An 18,774-nucleotide genomic window follows, 5' to 3' on the forward strand; every position below is an offset into this window, starting at 1 on the left:
CTCCGGCAAACCAGGATGCCCTTGCCTCATGCGTGGGCCACGGCTTCGGGGCTCTGGCGCATCAGCTCGCGCAGGTAGGGCAGCTGCTCCTCGGCGGCACGCTCTCCGGCCTCGATGATGTAGGGGATCTTCTCGGTGTCGAACAGGCGCACGCGCTGCTCGAAGCGCGGGATCATCGGGATGATCTCGCTGTGGTGCGCCAGGCTGTGGAAGGCGTAGTTCGACTTCAGCAGGTTGTTCGACATGATGGCGCTGAGCTGGAAGGCGAAGCGGCCGGCCGAATGGATGCTGCTCTGGTAAGGGCTCTCGAAGCCGGCCGCGACGATCACGTTGGCGCCCTGGCGGATCGCGACGCCGATCGGCAGCGGGTCCGACAGGAAGCCGTCGATCAGCAGCTTGTCGCCGACCTTCCACGGCGAGAACGCGAAGGGCAGCGCGATGCTCGCGCGGAGCGCGTCCACCACGCGGCCCGAGGAGAGCACCACCAGCTCGCCGTTCGACAGGTCGGTGGCGGTGATGTGCAGCGGCGTCGGCAGCTCCTCGATGAGACTGTCGCCGAAGGCCGTCTGCAGCCGCTTCATGATCAGGCGGTCGTCGCGCAGGCCGTAGGTGCCCTTGTCGAAGCGCATCCAGCGCGGCGCGAGGGTCTGCAGCAGCGCGCGGGTGTTGCGGCGTGCGGCCACCTCCTTGGTCCACAGTTCCTTCGTCATCCGGGCGGCGGTATCGGTGTCATGGCCGGACGCCATCACGGCCGCGTACATCGCGCCGGCGCTGCAGCCGACCACCATGTCGAGCTCGAAGCCCTCGCGCTTGAGCACGCTCTGCATGCCGATCGCGGCGGCGCACTTCACGCTGCCCGATCCGATGACGAGCGCGATGCGCTTGCGCGGCGGCACGGCCTCCGCCGGGTCGGCGCTCATCGGACACCTCCGCGCAGCAGCGCCTCGGCGTTCGCCTTCGGAGCGGCCGTGCGGCTCATTGCAGTTCGGTGGAGAAGCTCGCGACCGCCGAGTCGACGTCGCCGTAGAGCTTGAGGATGCTCGTGAAGCCCGACAGCTCGAGCACCCGCAGCACGGCCGGCTGCACGCCCGCGAGCCGGAAGTCGCCACCCTGTCGCCGAGCGTCCTTGAGCGTCGCGAGCAGCGCGCGCAGTCCGGCGCTGCTGGTGTAGACCACCTGCGAGAAGTCCGCCACCAGCCGCACGCGGTTGCCGCTCACGGCCTGGCCCAGAGCCACCATGAGCTGCTCGGCCGTGAGGCTGTCGACGCTGCCGCTGATGGCGGCGACCGTGACGTCTCCGGGTGTGATGTCGATCTGCATGGCAACTCCTTGAATGGGAAGAATTAGGGGTGGATCTGCTTGACCAGCGTCAGGTGGTTGCCGCGCTCGGGGTCGGGCCGGTAGCGCACCTCGTCGACCATCTGGCGCACCAGGTGCCAGCCGAGGCCGCCGATCGGGCGCGTCTCGAGCGTGCCGTCGAGCGCCGGAGGCGGCACCGAATCCGGATTGAAGGCCGGCGCGCGATCGGCGATCTCGATCGTCATCGGGCAGTGCTCCCAGTCGAGCGCGAGCGTGATCGGACCCGGCGGCTCGTTCGCATAGCCGTGCGTGATCACGTTGACGCTGACCTCCTCGACCGCGAGCCGCACCGCGTCGCGCACCTCGGGGCTGGCGCCCGCGCTCTCGCAGGCCAGGTCGGCCGCCGCGAGCAGGTCGGGCAGGTTCTCGAACGTGGCGGTGCGGGTGATGCTGAGCTGCTTGTTCATGCTTCGCCTTTGTTCATCGAGGGCTGCCGTACAGGCCCAGGGCCCGCGCGATCTTGTCCGTCAGCCGCGCCAGGTCGACCGGCTTGGTGTCGAAGTCGTTGCAGCCGGCCGCGAGCGCGCGCTCGCGGTCGCCGGCCATCGCATGCGCGGTGAGCGCGATCACGGGAATCGCCCGCGTGGTGGCATCGGCCTTGAGCGCGCGCGTGGCTTCCCAGCCGTCCATCACGGGCAGGCTCATGTCCATCAGGATCAGGTCCGGCGGCTGGCTGCGCGCCGAGGCCACCGCCTGCGCGCCGTCGACCGCGGCCGAGATCTCGAAGCCTTGGCGCGACAGTCGCCGCGACAGCATGTCCAGGTTCATCTCGTTGTCCTCGACGATCAGGATCCTAGGCATGGGCCAGGTCCCTGCGTGCCGCCACCGGCGCCGGCACGCGCACCGTGAAATGCGCCCCGGCGCCGACCTGGCTGTTCACCTCGATGCTGCCGCCCATGAGCTCGCAGTAGTGGCGCGTGATCGCCAGGCCCAGGCCGCTGCCGCCGAAGCGCCGCGTGGTCGAGCTGTCGGCCTGCGCAAAGGGCCGGAACAGTGCATCGCGCTGCGCCGCCGCGATGCCGATGCCGCTGTCGTCGACCTGGATCACGAGCATCTGGGTGTCGGCCTCGTGGCGCACGTTCAGGGCGACCTGCCCGTCGCGGGTGAACTTCCCGGCATTGGACAAGAGATGCGCGAGGATCTCGCGGATCTTCTCGTGATCGCCCAGGAGCCGCATGTGCGGCACGTCGGAGGTGACGGTGAAGCTGTTGCCGTTGCGCTCGATCTCCTCGCGCATCTCCTCGGCCACGGACGCCACCAGGTCATCGGGCAGGAAGGCCGAGTTGAAGACCTGGGCCTCGCCGGCCTCCATCTTCGAGAGGTTGAGCACGCCCTCGACCATCGCGAGCAGGGTCACGCCGGCGCTGCGGATCTTCTGCACGTCGCCCACGTGGTCGGCCTCGCCGATGTCCATGAACTCGGATTCGAGCAGTTCGCTGTAGCCGATGATGGCGTTGAGCGGCGTGCGCAGCTCGTGGCTCATGTTGGCGAGAAAGGCGCTCTTGGTGCGGTTGGCCGAATCGGCCAGCATGCGCGCCAGCTCGAGCTGCCGGTTCTTGAGCGTGATCTGCTCGTTGCGCTGGATCACCTCGCGCCGGGCCGCCAGCGCGCGCTGCGCCTGCGCATGCGAATGGATGCCGAACATCAGCAGATACGGCACGAAGCACGCCACCGCGAACAGCGAGGTGCGCAGCGAGGTCTCGAACTGCACCCCGAAGCCGTTGACGGCAGCGCCCAGCAGCGCGCCCGCGCCCCAGGCCGCGAGGCCGCGCCGGGCCAGCGGCGCGCCGCCCAGGCTCAGGATCGACAGCATGCCGCAGCCCAGCATCATCGCGCTGGGCCAGAGCGCGAACGACACCAGCCCGCTCAGGGCGCCGAAGCAGGCGGCGTCGATCAGCAGGTTGCGATGCTCGGCCTCGCGGCTGTCGACCGCACGCTGCGCGATCCAGCGCGCCAGCGGCGCCCAGGCCAGACCGTGCAGCACCAGGAAGGTCCACACCCACCACGGCGTGGCGGGCCGCTCCAGAAAGCACGACACCAGCACCACCAGCACCAGCAGGTTGGCCCAGCGACGCACGCCGTAGTCGAGTGCCACTATCGGGTGGATGCGCCGCGGTGCGGCAGCCGAGGCGGTGCCTTGCGGCACGGTGTCGAGGTCGTCGGTATCGACTGGCGTCATCGTCTCGGCGTTCATGCTTCGCCCGTCATGCCGCGACGGTTTCGGCCGCCAGGCCGATGCCCAGCACCGGCAGCATCACGGTGAAGCGCGAGCCCTTGCCCTCCTCGCTCGAGACGCGGATGTCGCCGCCCATCAGCTCGCACAGCCGGCGGCTGATCGCGAGGCCAAGGCCGGTTCCTCCGAAGCGCCGCGTGGTGGTGCTGTCGGCCTGCGAGAACGGCAGGAACAGCCGCTCGATCTGGGCCGGCGTCATGCCGATGCCAGAATCGCTGACCGCGATCTCGAGCCAGCGCAGCCCGTCGTCCCTCGCGGCCGAACGCACCTCGAGCGACAGCAGGCCGTCCTTGGTGAACTTGCCGGCGTTCGACAGCAGGTTCAGCAGCACCTGGCGCAGCTTCATGGCGTCGGCGCGAACCGCGCCCAGCCCCGGCTCGACGCTGACCTCGAGCAGATTGGCATTGCGCACGATCAGCGGGCGCGCAATGTCCAGCACATCGCCGATCAGGCCCTGCAGGTCGACGTCCTCGATCGTGAGCTCGAGCTTGCCGGCCTCGATCTTGGAAAGGTCCAGCACGTTGTTGATCAGCTCCAGCAGCTGCTGGCCGGCCGAGCGGATCTTGTGCAGGTCGGGCTCGAGCTGCGACTGGCCGAGCTCGGCCACCTCCTCCACCAGCAGCTCGCTGTAGCCGATGATGGCGTTGAGCGGCGTGCGCAGCTCGTGGCTCATGTTGGCCAGGAAGGCACTCTTGGCGCGATTGGCCGACTCGGCCGCCTCGCGCGCCTGCTCGGCCGCCGCGCGCTGTTCCTCGGCCTGGGCACGCGCGATCTCGATGTGGCGGTTCTGCTCGGCGATGAGCAGGTTCTGCGCCTCGAGCTTCTGCCGGTGCCGCAGCACGCGCCGGGTCTGGGCATACGAATGGACGCCGAAGATGGCGGTGAACAGCGTCACGCCGGCAATGCTCAGCAGCGAGATGCTCAGGCTCGATTCCAGGTTCACCTTGAAGCCGGTGATCGCGCCGCCCAGCAGCGCTCCGGCGGCGAACGCGAACAGGCCGCGCAGCGCGAACAGGCCGCCGCCGACACTGAGGTTGGCGGCATTCAGCGTGATGAACACCGCGGCCGCAGGCCACAGGCTGAAGCGGCACAGCGCCACCATCAGCATGCAGAGGAAGGAATCGCCCAGCAGGTTGCGCAGTTCGGCCTGCTTGGAATTCGCGGCCCGACTCGCGTGCAGATAGGCCAGGTGCGGCCACAGCACGCCATGGAAGATCGCGAGTGCCCAGACCCACGCCGGCTCCTCGTGACGGCCGAGCAGCGTGCCCCACAGCGCCAGGACGAGCAGGCACACGGGCAACCGGACGCGGTAGTCCAGTTCGACGATCGGGTGGGTTTTGCGCACGGCAGAACCCCCTTCGACAGCGTAAGCTGCGAAAACCATACAGAAAGTAATAATTGTGTTTTCTTTGGTTTGCAGATTAAGCTGCGGCACGGTCAGCAAACTCACCGCTCCCGCCAATTTCACTTGCCAAAGACGCCAACGGCGGCCACCAGGCGGTCGAGGGGGTCCGACGTGCTCGAAATCAACCGAAGGATCGCCACCGTGACGACCACCTCCGCGCTGCCTTTCAACATGCTGGACGGAATCCGGAAGTCGGGCATCGACCTGGCCGTGCTGGCGCGCAAGGCGGGGCTGTCGCTCAACGACCTGCGCACGCCGCTGAGCGCGGAGCAGGCCGACCGCTTCTTCGTCGTTGCCTACGAGCAGGCCGCCGATCCGTCGATCGGCCTCGCGCTGGGGCTGCAGCCCATGCGGCCCGAGCTGTTCGGCGTGGTGGGCTTCTCGGCCATGACCAGCGGCAACTTCGGCGCCGCGCTGGCGCGCATCGCGCGTTACAACGCGCTGGTGTCGGCCTGCGAGCTCGACATCGTACTGACGGCCGACGAGGCCGCGGTGCGGGTTCGCTACGACGGCCCCGACCGGCCCTACAGCCGGTGCCGGATGGACATCCAGATGGGCACGCTGCTGAACTTCGGCCGGCTATTCACCGAGCAGCAGATCGTGCCGCTGCGCCTGAGCCTCAAGGGCGACGCCCCGCCCTATCACGCGCGCTATGCCGAGATGTTCGGCTGCCCCGCGCTGTTCGACCAGGCCCACGACGCAATCGTGTTCCGCCGGAGCGATCTCGCGCTGCCGCTGGTCAGCGCCAACCCCGCGGTCTCGGCCCTGTTCGAGGACGCCGCAGAGCGCGACCTCGTGACCCACCACATGCGACACGACACCGCCCATGCCGTGCGAGACGCGCTGCGTCAGCTCCTGCATGGCGACCTGCCGAGCATCGAGCAGGTGGCCGGCGCGCTGTGCGTGAGCGAGCGCACGCTGCAGCGCCGCCTGGCGCGCGAAGGCCTGCAGTTCAGCGCCTTGCTCGACGAGGTCAGGCTCGAGATGGCGCGGCGCTATCTGGCCGCCGGCCGCGCGAGCCTGACCGAGATCGCCTACCTGCTGGGTTTCGTGGATCCGAATTCCTTTTTCCGCTCGTTCAAGCGCTGGACCGGCAAGACGCCGGCCGACTGGCGCCAGCACCAGGACGAATCGGCGCCGAAGCCGAAGACACGCGCTTCGTCGAGGCGCCAGTCCCGGCCGGTGGCGGCGGCGCCCTGAAGCGTTGCAGGGCTGGCGATCCTGAATCGAATTGCGCTCGAGCCGTCGGCGGCCATGTCGACAATGAAAAACGGGCCGACCAAGGTCGACCCGTTTCATCGAGCTGCTGCTGCAGGCGCGTTGGCTACTGCAGGAAGGTCGGCTTCGCGTAGCCCTGGAACTTGGTGTCGACCACGGCACGGAAGTCGTTCGACTGGTAGGCATCCGCGATGTCCTTGGCCCACGGCGTGTCCTTGTCGGCGCGCTTCACGGCGACCACATTGAGATAGTGGTCGGGCGTCTTCTCGAGGGCCACGGCTTCGGTGAGCTTCAGGCCCGACGAGATCGCGAAGTTGCCGTTGATGATCGCGTACTCGGTGTCGCCGAGCGAGCGCGGCAGCTGGGCGGCCTCGAGCGGGATGAACTTGAACTTGCGCGGGTTCTCGGCGATGTCCTTCTCGCTCGCACGCAGCGCGTCGATGCCGGGCTTGAGAACGATCAGCTTGTTCTGCTCGAGCAGCACCAGCGCGCGCGCAAGGTTGCTCGGATCGTTCGGCAGCGTGAAGCGGTCGCCTTCCTTGGCTTCGGCCAGCGTCTTGCGCTTGGTCGAGTAGACGCCGAGCGGCGCGATCGGGCCCTGCACCAGTTCGACGATGTCGAGCTTCTGGTCGGCCGCGAACTTCTGCAGGTACACGCGGTGCTGGAAGAAGTTGGCATCGAGCGAACCCTGGGCCAGCGCCTGGTTCGGCTGCACGTAGTCGTTGAACTCGACCAGCTTCACCTTGTAGCCCTTCTTCTCGAGGATCGGAACGATGCCGGCCTTGAGCTGGTCGATGTTGGAGCCGGCGGTGCCGCCGATCACGAGTTCCTTCTTGGTGGCGGGCTGGGCCTGGGCCTGGAGCGAGAGGCCGCCGAACGACAGGGCGAGCACCGACAAGGCGAGGACGGAACGACGGGCAATGGTGTTTTTCATTTGGACGATCTGCAGTTTGAAAAGTTGAATGCTTGAATGCCTGGAACGATCGGCGCCGATCGGGCCCGGCTGCTAGCGCTTGTCGAGCCGGCGCGCTGCCGTGTTGCCGACGAACTGGATGATCTGCACCAGCACCACCAGCAGCGCCACGGTGAGCACCATCACGTCGGTCTGGAAGCGGTAGTAGCCGTAGCGGATCGCCAGGTCGCCGATGCCGCCGCCGCCCACGACGCCGGCAATCGCCGAGTACGACAGGAAGCTCACGGCCAGCACCGTGAAGGCCAGCACCAGGCCCGAACGGGCCTCGACGATCAGCACGCGCCAGATGATCTGCAGCTCCGAGGCGCCCATCGCATGCGCGGCCTCGATCACGCCGCGCGGCACTTCGCGCAGGCACTGGTCGACCAGACGTGCGAGGTAGGGGATGGCTGCCACCGACAGTGGCACCGCCGCAGCGAGCGGCCCGATCGAGGTGCCCGCGATCACGCGCGTGAAGGGCACCAGCGCGACCAGCAGGATGATGAAGGGGAAGGAGCGCACCGTGTTCACGATCCAGTTGAGGATCAGGAAGGTGGGCTTGTGCTCGAGCGACTGGCCCGGGCCGAGCAGGAAGAGCAGCACGCCGAGCGGGCCGCCGATGACGAGCGCGGCCGAGAGGCCGATCGCCAGCATCATGAAGGTCTGGGCGATCGCGAGGCCGAGCTCGGGCAGGATGGCGACGATGTTCTCAGGCATGGACCGACTCCTCGGAAGCGGATTCGAGGAAGACGACCGGCGAAGCGGTCAGCGCCTCGCGGGCTTCGCGCGCATCGCGCTCGCGCCGGCGCACCAGGGCATCGATCTCGCGGCCCAGCGCGGTGGCGCGTTCGGCCGCGGGTGCAGCATCGACCTCGAACTGTTCCACCAGCCGGCCCTGTTCGAGGATCGCGACCTGACGGCACAGCACCTCGACCACCGACAGCTCGTGCGTGACGATGACGATGGTCACGCCCAGCTTCTGGTTGATGTCGCGCAGCGTCTCGAGCAGGGATCGCGTGGTCTCGCTGTCCAGCGCCGAGGTCGGTTCGTCGCACAGCAGCACTTGCGGCCGCGGCGCCAGCGCGCGGGCGATCGCCACGCGCTGCTTCTGGCCGCCCGAGAGCTGCGCCGGATAGCTGTCGATCTTCTCGCCCAGGCCGACCAGTTCGAGGCATTCGCGCACGCGGGCCCGGATCTGCTCGCGCGTGTGGCGCCCGTGGATCTTGAGCGGGAAGGCGACGTTGTCGAACACGCTCGCGTTCTGGATCAGGTTGAACTGCTGGAAGATCATGCCGATGTTCTGCCGCGTGTCGCGCAGTTCGCCGCGCGACAGGGTCGTCAGGTCGCGTCCGCCGACCAGAACCCTTCCGGCATCGGGACGCTCGAGCAGATTGATCAGGCGCAGCAGCGTCGACTTGCCGGCGCCGCTCTTGCCGATCAGGCCGAAGACGTCGCCCTCATGAATGTCGAGCGACAACGAACGCACGGCATCGAAGACCGTGCCGTCGGGAAGCTTGAAGGATTTCTGGACCGAATCGAGTCGGATCAGCGGGGGCCGGCGCTCGGAGTCGGCCGCGGGGATGGAAGTCATGGAAACAGCTCTGGTGCGCTCATCGGAGCCCCTGGCGGGCAGGAACCGAAGCATGTGGCGCGGGAAAAGTATGCGATTGTCACCAGTTGGTGGCTGGCAGGGAACGAAGCAATAGCAGGCTGCTTATGCGCAGGAGGCATAAGGAAAGGGTGGACCCCCGTTCTCTCCCCTGCCCGGGGGCTGGAGGCTATTCGACGATATCGAACAGCTGCCGCTCGACCTTCCAGTCGGGGCCGTAGGTGGCGTCGGCGTAGGCGTAGACGACCGCCGAGCCGAGCAGTCCGTGCAGCACGTCGCCCTGGGCCGCGCGCCGGCTGATGACGGCATTCAATGCACCCTTGCGGGCGAGATCGTGCAGCGCCTGATCGACCCAGCGCTTGAGGTGCGCGGGCTCCAGCGCGGCGACTTCCTTCTTCATGGCCTCGATCTGCTCGCGCAGCCAGTTGGCCCCCGCAGGTTCCGCCGCCGGTGCGGCCGCTGGAACGGCGGGCGGTGCCGGCGTCTGGAGTGTCGCCTGGATGTGAGTGCCGGCTTCTGCGGAAACGCCATCCGCAGGCTCGTTGCGAAGCAGGGATCGCAGGTACGAGAAAGCATTCTCGATGCCGCGCAGCGACGTGTTGGCGGCCCGGCGCTCGAGCACCTCGATCTGCGCGCGCACGCGGTCGTCACCGAACTCCTTGAGCAGTCCCTCGAGCTTGATCTCGCGGATGCCCAGGGTTTCGGCGCGCAGCACCAGCGTGGCATCGACCGGCTCACCGGCGATAGGCCGCAGGGCGGCGGCCTGGCGCTTCTTGCGCACCGCAAACTGGACTTCGGTGATCACCCTGCCCTGCTTGTGCTCGATCAGGTCGATGTCGAGATCGGTTTCGGCGTTGATCTCGGCGACGGCATCCTTCACGCGCTCGTTCTTGAACTTGCGCCACTCTCGCCGCTCGGGGCCGGGGCCGTTGCTCAGGGCGTCGACCCACCAGGTGACCGGTTTGCGGCTGGTCACGCCGCTGGGGTTCTCGCGGTAGCGGGCGCAGATCTCGTAGAGGGCGACTGCCGTGTAGGAGCCCAGCTTGGCCAGCACGTCGAGGTCGATGCGGGCCCAGCGCTGCGGATCGCGCAGGGCCGCCATGATGGTCGGTGGATAGGACCAGCTCACCCAGTTCTCGCCCCTGCGCTGCTCGAGCGCCACTTCGGACAGCATCGAGAAGCCGCGCCACTTGACGCCGTCGCCCGGCGCGGTCGACTCCCAGTCGACCTCCAGGCTGCGCATCTCGATCAAGTATTTCTTGGCCGCGGTGCGTTCGCTGCCGCTCGAGCCCGTGGTGCGCAGGATGGCGGCGAGCGGAGCCTCGAACATGAAGTCGGCCGCGGGCATGCCCGGCATGGCGACGAGGCGCGTCTGGGCCACCTGCAAGAGCGCGCTGTAGATGCGGCGACCCGTGAGCGTCACGCGCGCGGAGCGCGGCATCATCACGATCATCTCGTGCGGCTTCCGGAGTTCCAGCACGTCGTCGACGGCGTGGCTCAGGACCTTGTCAGCGGGATTTCCGGTGCTCGGATGGGTCATTGTTGGACAGGATCATATGTCCAAGCGACTTTGGACACAACCGGTTCGCACCCGGGCGCCGCATGCGCGATGAGTTTCCGGACGATTGCATCGCGAGGGGCAAGGACGACTGCGATTAGAAGCTGGACATTGGAGCTGGCCCGCTACCACGTCAGCCCCATTCCGGGCGATTAAAACCCGGACTCTCGCCGTGATCGCGTGCACGCAGTCCGGCCGAGGGCACGCGAATCTGCGCGTAAAACCTGGACATTCGCTCTTTTGCGGGGCGAAACTGCCGTTTTGACGCTGTGGATAAGCCAGAGTGGTGCGGCGATCAGGATCGGGACGAAAGGTGAGCAAAGCCTGGACGTGACCGATGCCAGCCTGGACGAATGCGATTAAAGTCTGGACGCTTGGACCGCCCAAGCACCCCTAACTCATTGATTTAATTGAAGAAAATCGATTTCTTCCCGCCGTTAATCTCTTGAATTTATTCAAGATTCCTTCTTAACTCCCCATGAGAGGCTGAAGATAGGGATACGGGGCCGGGAAGCAGGGGTTCTGCACGCGCGTCGTTCGATGATTCTTCGTTTTTTGTGAGGTGCCCTGCATAATCGCAGGACACCCCAACTTTCGAGGCAGATTCCGTGGACATCAAGCAAACCATTCGACGACAGAATCTCGAGGACATCGAGCAGCAGGCGCACAAGATCGCCGGCATGATGGACCGAATCCGCTCGGCCATGCTCGCTCCGACGGCGGTCAAGTCTGCGCCGAGCCTGAAGGCAGTGCAACTGGCAGATCTTTGCGGCGTCGACAAATCGAAGATTTCCTATCGACTGACGCGCGGCGACCTGCCTGCGGGCGAGATCCACGGCAACAGCCGTGAATGGACCATGGCCGAGGCACAGACCTGGGCACGGGAACTGCGCGCAGAGCACCTGCGTCCCGAAGGCGCCGCCGGCATCACGATCACGGTTGCGAATTTCAAGGGCGGCGTTGCCAAGACCACCTCCGCCGTGACACTGGCCCAGGGTCTCTCGATGCGCGGCCATCGCGTCTTGCTGGTGGATCTCGATCCTCAAGGTTCGGCCACGACGCTGTTCGGCGTGCTGCCGGATGCCGAAGTCGAGACCGAGCACACGGCCATGTCGCTGTTCACCGGAGACCAGGACAACCTCAAGTACGCAGTGCGCCCCACCTACTGGCCAAACATCGACCTGATCTGCGCGGCCCCCCTGCTCTACGGCGCCGAATTCCACCTGCCGGCACGGCAGGCGCGCGACCCGGGCTTCGAGTTCTGGCGGGTGCTCGATCGCGGACTGGACATCCCCCGCGAGGAGTACGACGTGATCGTGATCGACACGCCGCCATCCCTCAGCTACGTCACGATCAATGCGCTGATGGCCGCGGACGGAGTGATCATGCCGTTGCCGCCGTCGGCCCTGGACTTCGCGAGCTCTGCCCAGTTCTGGGACCTGTTCTCCGACCTGTGCAATCAGCTCGTGCGCAGCCGAGGCAAGGACAAGAGCTTCGAGTTCATCGACGTGCTGTTGTCGAGGGTCGAGGCTTCGGACACGGCCAGCTCGGTGGTTCGCCAGTGGGTGCTCGAGGGCTACGGTGACAAGGTGTTGCCGATCGAGATTCCCAAGACCGCGGTCGCAGCCACGGCCAGCGCCGAGTTCGGCACGGTCTACGATCTGCCGCGCGGCTCGGTGAACTCAAAGACTTTCTCGCGGGCACGCGTGGCTTACGACCGGATGTGCGAACTGATCGAGCAGCAGATCGAAGCGGTCTGGGCACGTCAGGTTGCGGAACGGCAAGTACTCGAAACGGCGGTTTGACATGTCATTGAAAGACAAGGCTTCCAAGATCGACTTCGCCTCGATCATGCCGGGCGCCCAGCCCAATCCCGACCTGGCAAAGCCCAAGACGGCGCCCGGCGCAATGATGGCTTTCGCGAACGACCAGCGTTCTGATCTTTTGCGCGAGAACGACGAGCTGCGTGCGCGGGCCGCACAGGTGGACGAACTGGAAGGGCGCCTCAGCGAAGTCAGCGAAGAACTGCGGGGCTGGGATGGCGCGCTGCCTGCGCGGCTGATCGACACGGCCGAGATCGCTCGCAGCGAGTTCGCGAATCGGCACGTTTCGGCCTTCGAGGGCAGGCAGTTTGAGGACTTCAAGCGCGAGATCCAGGAGGCGGGCCGGAACTCTCAGCCGATCAAGGTGCGCGCCATCGCCAAGCCGGGCGATGGTCCGCGCTACGAATTGGTGTTCGGCCATCGCCGCTACGAGGCATGCCGGCAGATCGGATTGCCGGTCTGGGCCGTGGTCGAGAACCTGGACGATCGAGCGCTGATCGAGGAGATGGATCGCGAGAACCGTGGCAGGGCCGATCCGTCTCCTTGGGAGCAGGGGATGACTTATGTGCGTGCGCTGGAGAAGGGCGTCTATCCGTCCAATCGCCAGATGGCAGCTGCGTTGGGTGTAGACGTCAGCAACCTGGGGAAGGCGATTTCGCTGGCGCGCTTGCCGTCTGAAGTCGTGGCTGCGTTCCCTGCACCGCAATCGATCCAGCTGGCTTGGGCCACCGACCTCGGTAAGGCCATGAATGAAGACGAAGCCGGATTGCTCTCCCGCGCCAAGGCCTTGGTCGCAGAGGGCGGTGGTTTGTCGGCGAAGAGTGTTTTCGCGCGGCTCGTCGCTCCGCCGTCAGTCGTACCGGAGGCGGCCCCGCTCCCGATCCAGGCAGCTCATGCGCTGAAGGTTGGGGGCCAGAAGGTGGGTTCGGTGCGCTTCGATGCCATCGGTCGGCCGTCTGTTCGCTTGTCGATCAAGCTGTCGGCGCAGCAGCAGGCAAACCTGCTCAAGGCCATGCAGGGTTTTGTCGATTCGATCTGATCTCAGCGGTTCGTCAGGCAAAAAGGGGGGTGGTTTCAAACCACCCCCCTTTTTTGTGTTTCGCTGGGGGGTGGTTTGAAACCACCCCCCGTGAAGCAGGCAATGCTGACCATCAAGCGCGAACAGAGCGGCCGCCCTCGATCCGCTCCAATGCAGCCAGAATCTCCGACAGGGTCGACTTCATCACCCCCATATCCCGATCACGGCGAGCCTCGGCCAAGGGATCGAGGCTTGGTGCCACTGTGGCGCCATTGCCTGCGACGGCCTCCCTGGCGCGAGCGACGACGTCGTCGAGCCGGGTGATCAGGTTGTTGCGCAGCGCCGAAAACTGCGCGAGCTCACGTCGCACTGCAGCCATCTCCTGGCTCAGCAGGGCGATTTGTTCCTGGACACTTCGCAATGCGGCATCCGCGTTGTCGTCCTTCAGAGATGTGGCGATTGAACTCGGCGAAGGGCCTGCAGCGGCCGAAAACCCCGGCCCCAGCGCTGACCGGAACTGATCCGCCGTCCTTGCCACGGCGAGCTCGAGAATGGCTTGTGGGTCAGAGTCGGCCAGGAACGGCCAGAGCTCGTAAACCCGACCAATGGCCGCAGAGGTGCGCAAACGCAGTCCAGGCCGCCCCCCTCGGCTTGGTCGGTTCAATGCAGCACTGACATGCGGGGAGGGCGTTGGCAGCCGGGAATCGGCCTCGGTTGATGCGAGGCATCCCCGGAACTCACCTGCTGCGCTCCACTTCTTGAGCGTCGAGTCGGTTGGCGCCTTGACCCCGTGGACCATGGTCAGAATCCGTCCCAATTCAGCCAATGTACAGACGGGCGGCCAACCTGCACCTGCGGCATCCGCTGATGAGGCTGCGGCGGCAAGCCTGGGCGACCCATCGCCCTCAGCGGACAGAAGCGAGATACGGAGTGAATTTTCCGTCGTCATGATCAACAATAGTTACCGAGTGACTGAATTATGCGCCTCACTTGGGTCGAACTCCTCATGTGGCCTCTCAACCATGCGCATTTCGTGAAACAATTTCCGCCAGAGATCGAGAAAATCGCGCTAACTCGTTGTCGTACAACAAGTAATTAAGTTGCATCAAAATGTCGTGGAACATTTCGCGTGGGAGGTCACCCTGGGCGCAGCGGCATGCCAGCTCCAGCGGAATGCCGTGTCAAAGGGGTGCCGCGCTGCGGCAATTGACAGCGCCGTGCCGGTACCGAGGCATGGCAGGCGGCCGCCTGCCTTGGCGATCGGCGGCCGGCCCCCCGGGCGCCTATCTCTTGCGATCGAACGGAAAGACGACGGCCCAGTCCTTCTTCATGTCGACCAAGGTCCAGCCGCGTGCCTTGGCCTCGTCCAGGCCACGGTCGAGCTTGCCGATGCTCGAGTCGCGGTCGTAGGCCCATTCACGCTGCGCGTCGGTGTGGTGCACGAAGGCCATGTAGCGCGCGCCGTTGCCCGCCGCGGTCCACTGGAGCATCTGCAGGTCACCGTCGGAATTGCCGAAGGCGAGGATCGGGCGCCGTCCGATATGCAGGTTGATTCCGACCGGCTTTCCCGGGCCGTCATCGATGAAGTCGAGCGCGGGAAGGGCCATCAGCACGGGCTTGCCATCGCGCATCTCGAACCGGGTCTTGCCGCTGCTGCCCACGACCTGCTCCGGCGGCACGCCGTAGGCCTTTTCGGTCCACGGCCGCATGAACTCGATGCCGCCGCCCGAGACGATGAAGATCTTGAACCCGTTGGCGCGCAGGTACGCCAGGAGCTCGACCATAGGCTGGTAGACCATCGACGTGTAGGGCTGGTCAAATCTCGGGTGCCGGGCCTTCGCGAGCCAGTCGGTCACCAAGGCGTCGAACTCGGCGGTGGTCATGCCCGTGCTGGTGGCGGCGACGAGCTGAAGCATCGCCTTGTCGCCCTGGGCCAGGGCGCCCTTGACGTCGCCCCTGAGCACCGATGCAAACGGCTCCGTGGTGCGCCATTCGGGATGCTGAGGCGCCAGGGTCTTGATGCGATCGAGCACGAAGAAGAGCTGCGAGTACATCGGCTGCTCGGCCCACAGCGTGCCGTCGTTGTCGAAGGTGGCAATGCGCTCGGGCACCGGGACGAAGTCGGGCGAGCCCGGTGTAGTCACCTTGGCCACGAAGGCGACGATGGACTGCTTGGTGGCGCCTTCGTTCCAGGAGGGCAGGGGATCGGGCTGCACCGAGGCGCAGCCGGTCACGAGGACCACCATGCCCATCGCCACCAGTTTCATGAATCGCAAGCTCAGGACGTCGTGAACTGTTCGCATGATGCAGATCCTTCGGTGACACGCAGCGCTCGAGGTGCGCTTGCGGGGCGGTGGGCCGGAACGCCCGATGGTAGTCGAGGCCCGGAGGCGCGGAAACTGTCTCGGCGGTGCTGTTCCTACAGACAGATCCGGGCGCGCGCGGTAGCTTGATGCGCACATTCACCAGACCTAGGAGGGAAGATCATGGTTGCGACTCCCTTCGTCCTCTATGGTGCACCGGGCTCCGGCGCCACGCCGGTCCATGCGGCGCTGAAGCTGATCGGTGCGCCGGTCAAGGCCATCGACGTGGCGCCCTGGCAGGGTGAGGTCGAGCGGCAGAAGGTCGTCGCGATCAATCCCATGCAGCAGGTGCCGGTCCTGGTGCTGCCCTCCGGCGAAGTCATGACCGAGAGCGCCGCGATGCTGATCTGGCTGGGCGACCGCTATCCGGCGGCCGGGCTGGCACCGCTCGCCAACGAATCTGCCCGGGTCCAGTACCTGCGCTGGATGAGTTTCGTCTCGGCGGCGATCTACTCGCTGTACTGGATTCGTGACGACCCGTCGCGGCTGGCCCTCACGGCCGATGCGAAGGCCACGGTCCTCGACCGCACGGCCGAGCGCATCGCGCAATGCTGGCGCGACATGGATGCGCAGTTGCCGCGCGGATGCCGCTACCTGCTCGGCGATCGCCTCGGCATGCTCGACCTCTATGTCACCGTGGTGTCGCGCTGGCGGCCGGGACGGATGCGTTTCTACCGGCGGGCGCCGCGCATGGCCGAAGTGGTGCGGCGGGTCGATGCCGAGCCCCGCCTGCTCGATCACTGGGCGGCGCGCTTTCCCTTCGAGTCCGACTGGGAAAGCGGGGAGGCCTGAGCTCGCGAAGCCTCAGGCGTCGGATTCCGGAATGCGCTCCAGGTCGGCGAGCCACACCGCGGCTTCGCCGTCGCTGGGCGCGCGCCAGTCCCCTCGCGGCGAAAGCGAGCCGCCCGATCCGACCTTGGGCGCGTTCGGCACGCAGGAGCGCTTGAACTGGCTGGTCTGGAAGAAGCGGTAGACGAAGGTGCCGAGGTGCTTGCGGATCTGCGCGAGCGGGTAGGCATGGCGTTCGGCATGCGGTTCGTCCGGCCAGCGCCCGAGCTTCGCATCGTGCCAGGCCGTCCAGGCCAGGAATGCCACCTTGCTCGGCTTGAAGCCGTAGCGCAGCGTGTAGTAGAGGTGGAAGTCCTGCAGCTCGTAGGGTCCGACGAAGTCCTCGGTCCGCTGTCCGGGCTGCTCGGCGCCTTCGATGTCGTCCGCGGGCACGAGCTCCGGGCTGACCTCGGTCGCGAGAATCGCCCGCAGCACCGCGCTGCCGCCTTCGCCGACCTCGCCGTGGTCGGCGACCCAGCCCACGAGATGCTTGATCAGCGTCTTCGGCACGCTGGCGTTCACGTTGTAGTGCGACATGTGGTCACCGACGCCGTAGGTGCACCAGCCCAGCGCGAGTTCGCTGAGGTCGCCCGTGCCGACCACGATCGCACCGTGGAAGTTGGCCAGCCGGAACAGGTGGCTGGTGCGTTCCCCGGCCTGCACGTTCTCGAAGGTGATGTCGTACTGCGGCACGCCGTCGGCAAAGGGATGGCCGAGATCGGCCAGCATCTGGCGGCAGCTCGGCCGGATGTCGATCTCGCGTGCCGTGCAGCCGATGGCCTGCATGAGCTGCAGCGCCTGGTCGCGCGTGCGGCCGCTGGTAGCGAAGCCGGGCATGGTGTAGCCGAGGATGTCGGTGCGCGGGCGTCCGAGCCGGTCCATGGCCTGCGCGCAGACCAGCAGCGCATGGGTCGAGTCGAGCCCGCCCGAGACCCCGACCACCAGCTTGGCGATATGCGCCGCCTCGAGCCGTTGCACCAGCGACTGGACCTGGATGTTGAAGACCTCCATGCAGCGCTCGTCGCGATGGCGTGCATCCGCCGGCACGTAGGGAAAGCGCTCCACGCTGCGCATCAATGCAGGCTCGGCCAGGGGCTGCGTCTCGGGCGCGTCGAACAGGACCGTGCGCCAGCCGGCCAGCACCTGCTTGTGGCGCTCGGCCGAGACGCCGAAGGAGTTCTGCCGCATGCGCTCGCGCGAGAGCCGCTCGAGGTCGACGTCGGCCATGATGGTGTGGGAACGGTTGCTGAAGCGCTCGCTTTCGGCGAGCATCTCGCCGCTTTCGTAGATCAGCGCCTGGCCGTCCCATGCGAGGTCGGTGGTCGACTCGCCGATGCCGGCCGACGAATACAGGTAGGCCGACAGGCAGCGTGCCGAATGCAGGCTCACGAGCCGATGGCGGTACTCCGACTTGCCGATCGTGATGTTGGACGCAGACAGGTTGACCAGCACCGTCGCGCCCGCCAGGGCGGCATAGCTCGACGGCGGAATCGGCACCCAGACGTCCTCGCAGATCTCGACGTGTAGTTTCAGCAGCGGCTGCTGCCGGCATTGCAGCAGCAGGTCGGTGCCGAAGGGCACCCGCTGGCCGCACAGGTCGATCTCGGTGGCGAGCGCACTGTCGGCTGCGCTGAACTGGCGCGCCTCGTAGAACTCGCCGTAGTTGGGCAGGTAGGTCTTGGGCCAGACACCGAGCAGCTTGCCGCCAGCCACGGCAACCGCGCAGTTGTAGAGCCGGTGATCGACCCGCAGCGGCAGGCCGACGATCGCCACGGCCAGCAACTGCGTGGAGGCGGCGACGACGCCGGCGAGCGCTTGCTCGCAGGCCTCGAGCAGGGCCGCCTGGTGGAACAGGTCGTCGCAGGTATAGGCCGAGAGCCCGAGTTCGGGAAAGGCCACCACCGCCGCGCCGCGCTCGGACGCCTCGCGATAGAGCGCGATCGTCTCGGCGCCGTTGAAGACGGGATCCGCCACGCGGTTGCGTGGCACCGCCACGGCCACGCGGACGAAGCCATGGCTGCGGGGGTCGAGGAATTGGGACAGTGCGCTGTTCATCTTGATCGCCTTGCTGCAGGAAGACCGATTCTCGGCCCTCTTGCCCTCGGCGCGCGATGCGCAGCGCCATCCGTCAGTCCGGGGCTCTGCGCTCCTGGCCTCCGGCGCCCACTTCGCGCTCGGCATCGAGCCAGTCCTGTACCTCGTCACCGGGTGCTTCGCCGCGGCGCAGGAAGGCCGCGTAGGCAGCCGCCCTGATCCTCGTCAGGCGATCTTCCTCGGCCGATTCGTCGGGCGGTGCGGCCTCGAACTCCTCGTCGGTGGCGCGCAGCTGCGCCTCGATGGGCAACGCGTCGGAAGACACCGGCGCTTCGTTGGGATCTTCTTGCATGCTGACTCCTGTGGATGCGGGG

The 18,774-nt window shown here is 66.6% G+C and carries 18 protein-coding genes; 4 read left to right on the top strand and 14 right to left on the bottom strand.

What is annotated here, in order from left to right; translation table 11 throughout:
* Positions 1–26 precede the first annotated feature (26 nt).
* The 6 genes from QTH87_RS18355 to QTH87_RS18380 are packed head-to-tail and all read right to left on the bottom strand — an operon-like array spanning position 27 to position 4,937.
* Positions 27–920 carry a patatin-like phospholipase family protein gene (locus tag QTH87_RS18355; RefSeq protein WP_286611265.1) on the bottom strand — a complete coding sequence of 298 codons (894 nt, stop codon included), beginning with the start codon at positions 918–920 and terminating at the stop codon, positions 27–29.
* A 55-nt stretch (positions 921–975) separates the two neighbouring features.
* Complete coding sequence (locus tag QTH87_RS18360; RefSeq protein ID WP_286611267.1) at positions 976–1,320, bottom strand: STAS domain-containing protein; 345 nt, start codon at positions 1,318–1,320, stop codon at positions 976–978.
* 23 nt (positions 1,321–1,343) lie between these two features.
* Positions 1,344–1,766: an ATP-binding protein gene (locus QTH87_RS18365; protein WP_286611270.1), complete on the bottom strand. Its 423-nt coding sequence runs from the start codon at positions 1,764–1,766 to the stop codon at positions 1,344–1,346.
* A gap of 13 nt (positions 1,767–1,779) precedes the next feature.
* Complete coding sequence (locus QTH87_RS18370) at positions 1,780–2,160, bottom strand: response regulator (RefSeq protein WP_286611271.1); 381 nt, start codon at positions 2,158–2,160, stop codon at positions 1,780–1,782.
* On the bottom strand, positions 2,153–3,538 hold the full coding sequence (locus QTH87_RS18375; RefSeq protein ID WP_286611272.1) for an ATP-binding protein: 1,386 nt from the start codon (positions 3,536–3,538) through the stop codon (positions 2,153–2,155). The genes QTH87_RS18370 and QTH87_RS18375 overlap by 8 nt, the downstream gene beginning before the upstream one ends.
* Before the next feature lie 25 nt (positions 3,539–3,563).
* Complete coding sequence (locus tag QTH87_RS18380) at positions 3,564–4,937, bottom strand: ATP-binding protein (RefSeq protein WP_286611273.1); 1,374 nt, start codon at positions 4,935–4,937, stop codon at positions 3,564–3,566.
* Positions 4,938–5,138: 201 nt separating this feature from the next.
* Between QTH87_RS18380 and QTH87_RS18385 the strand changes: the two genes are divergently transcribed.
* Positions 5,139–6,197, top strand: coding sequence for an AraC family transcriptional regulator (locus QTH87_RS18385; RefSeq protein ID WP_286611274.1), 1,059 nt, complete (start codon positions 5,139–5,141; stop codon positions 6,195–6,197).
* A 124-nt stretch (positions 6,198–6,321) separates the two neighbouring features.
* Here QTH87_RS18385 and QTH87_RS18390 read toward each other — a convergent pair whose 3' ends face one another.
* From QTH87_RS18390 to QTH87_RS18405, 4 genes are all read right to left on the bottom strand, one after another.
* A complete protein-coding gene (locus QTH87_RS18390) occupies positions 6,322–7,149 on the bottom strand; it encodes a MetQ/NlpA family ABC transporter substrate-binding protein (protein WP_286611275.1) in 828 nt (275 codons plus the stop codon).
* A gap of 72 nt (positions 7,150–7,221) precedes the next feature.
* On the bottom strand, positions 7,222–7,884 hold the full coding sequence (locus QTH87_RS18395) for a methionine ABC transporter permease (protein WP_286611278.1): 663 nt from the start codon (positions 7,882–7,884) through the stop codon (positions 7,222–7,224).
* A complete protein-coding gene (locus QTH87_RS18400) occupies positions 7,877–8,758 on the bottom strand; it encodes a methionine ABC transporter ATP-binding protein (protein WP_286611280.1) in 882 nt (293 codons plus the stop codon). The genes QTH87_RS18395 and QTH87_RS18400 overlap by 8 nt, the downstream gene beginning before the upstream one ends.
* A gap of 187 nt (positions 8,759–8,945) precedes the next feature.
* Positions 8,946–10,316, bottom strand: a complete 1,371-nt coding sequence (locus QTH87_RS18405) for a replication initiation protein (RefSeq protein WP_286611281.1) — start codon at positions 10,314–10,316, stop codon at positions 8,946–8,948.
* 626 nt (positions 10,317–10,942) lie between these two features.
* On the opposite strand from QTH87_RS18405, the gene QTH87_RS18410 reads away from it, so the two are divergent.
* On the top strand, positions 10,943–12,139 hold the full coding sequence (locus tag QTH87_RS18410; RefSeq protein ID WP_286611282.1) for a ParA family protein: 1,197 nt from the start codon (positions 10,943–10,945) through the stop codon (positions 12,137–12,139).
* Between the two features lies 1 nt (position 12,140).
* Positions 12,141–13,196, top strand: coding sequence for a ParB/RepB/Spo0J family partition protein (locus QTH87_RS18415; protein ID WP_286611283.1), 1,056 nt, complete (start codon positions 12,141–12,143; stop codon positions 13,194–13,196).
* Between the two features lie 112 nt (positions 13,197–13,308).
* Here QTH87_RS18415 and QTH87_RS18420 read toward each other — a convergent pair whose 3' ends face one another.
* Together QTH87_RS18420 and QTH87_RS18425 are read right to left on the bottom strand one after the other, a co-directional pair.
* Positions 13,309–13,800, bottom strand: coding sequence for a hypothetical protein (locus QTH87_RS18420; protein WP_286611285.1), 492 nt, complete (start codon positions 13,798–13,800; stop codon positions 13,309–13,311).
* Between the two features lie 658 nt (positions 13,801–14,458).
* Positions 14,459–15,478, bottom strand: a complete 1,020-nt coding sequence (locus tag QTH87_RS18425) for an HAD family hydrolase (RefSeq protein ID WP_286611287.1) — start codon at positions 15,476–15,478, stop codon at positions 14,459–14,461.
* Positions 15,479–15,661: 183 nt separating this feature from the next.
* On the opposite strand from QTH87_RS18425, the gene QTH87_RS18430 reads away from it, so the two are divergent.
* Complete coding sequence (locus tag QTH87_RS18430; RefSeq protein WP_286611288.1) at positions 15,662–16,330, top strand: glutathione S-transferase family protein; 669 nt, start codon at positions 15,662–15,664, stop codon at positions 16,328–16,330.
* 12 nt (positions 16,331–16,342) lie between these two features.
* Here QTH87_RS18430 and QTH87_RS18435 read toward each other — a convergent pair whose 3' ends face one another.
* Both QTH87_RS18435 and QTH87_RS18440 read right to left on the bottom strand, forming a co-directional pair.
* Positions 16,343–18,421 (bottom strand): NAD(+) synthase, encoded by a 2,079-nt coding sequence (locus QTH87_RS18435; RefSeq protein WP_286611290.1) that lies wholly within the window; start codon positions 18,419–18,421, stop codon positions 16,343–16,345.
* 73 nt (positions 18,422–18,494) lie between these two features.
* Positions 18,495–18,752: a DUF2934 domain-containing protein gene (locus QTH87_RS18440; protein WP_286611292.1), complete on the bottom strand. Its 258-nt coding sequence runs from the start codon at positions 18,750–18,752 to the stop codon at positions 18,495–18,497.
* Between the last annotated feature and the right edge of the window lie 22 nt (positions 18,753–18,774).

Source organism: Variovorax jilinensis, assembly GCF_030316885.1.
In the GTDB taxonomy this organism is placed as follows: domain Bacteria; phylum Pseudomonadota; class Gammaproteobacteria; order Burkholderiales; family Burkholderiaceae_C; genus Variovorax; species Variovorax jilinensis.

Coding starts and splice junctions, on each gene's coding strand:
- QTH87_RS18370 (WP_286611271.1), bottom strand. CDS start 2,160: ATGCCTAGGATCCTGATCGTCGAGGACAACGAGATGAACCTGGACATG.
- QTH87_RS18405 (WP_286611281.1), bottom strand. CDS start 10,316: ATGACCCATCCGAGCACCGGAAATCCCGCTGACAAGGTCCTGAGCCAC.
- QTH87_RS18440 (WP_286611292.1), bottom strand. CDS start 18,752: ATGCAAGAAGATCCCAACGAAGCGCCGGTGTCTTCCGACGCGTTGCCC.
- QTH87_RS18400 (WP_286611280.1), bottom strand. CDS start 8,758: ATGACTTCCATCCCCGCGGCCGACTCCGAGCGCCGGCCCCCGCTGATC.
- QTH87_RS18365 (WP_286611270.1), bottom strand. CDS start 1,766: ATGAACAAGCAGCTCAGCATCACCCGCACCGCCACGTTCGAGAACCTG.
- QTH87_RS18375 (WP_286611272.1), bottom strand. CDS start 3,538: ATGACGCCAGTCGATACCGACGACCTCGACACCGTGCCGCAAGGCACC.
- QTH87_RS18425 (WP_286611287.1), bottom strand. CDS start 15,478: ATGCGAACAGTTCACGACGTCCTGAGCTTGCGATTCATGAAACTGGTG.
- QTH87_RS18355 (WP_286611265.1), bottom strand. CDS start 920: ATGAGCGCCGACCCGGCGGAGGCCGTGCCGCCGCGCAAGCGCATCGCG.
- QTH87_RS18415 (WP_286611283.1), top strand. CDS start 12,141: ATGTCATTGAAAGACAAGGCTTCCAAGATCGACTTCGCCTCGATCATG.
- QTH87_RS18360 (WP_286611267.1), bottom strand. CDS start 1,320: ATGCAGATCGACATCACACCCGGAGACGTCACGGTCGCCGCCATCAGC.
- QTH87_RS18390 (WP_286611275.1), bottom strand. CDS start 7,149: ATGAAAAACACCATTGCCCGTCGTTCCGTCCTCGCCTTGTCGGTGCTC.
- QTH87_RS18430 (WP_286611288.1), top strand. CDS start 15,662: ATGGTTGCGACTCCCTTCGTCCTCTATGGTGCACCGGGCTCCGGCGCC.
- QTH87_RS18435 (WP_286611290.1), bottom strand. CDS start 18,421: ATGAACAGCGCACTGTCCCAATTCCTCGACCCCCGCAGCCATGGCTTC.
- QTH87_RS18395 (WP_286611278.1), bottom strand. CDS start 7,884: ATGCCTGAGAACATCGTCGCCATCCTGCCCGAGCTCGGCCTCGCGATC.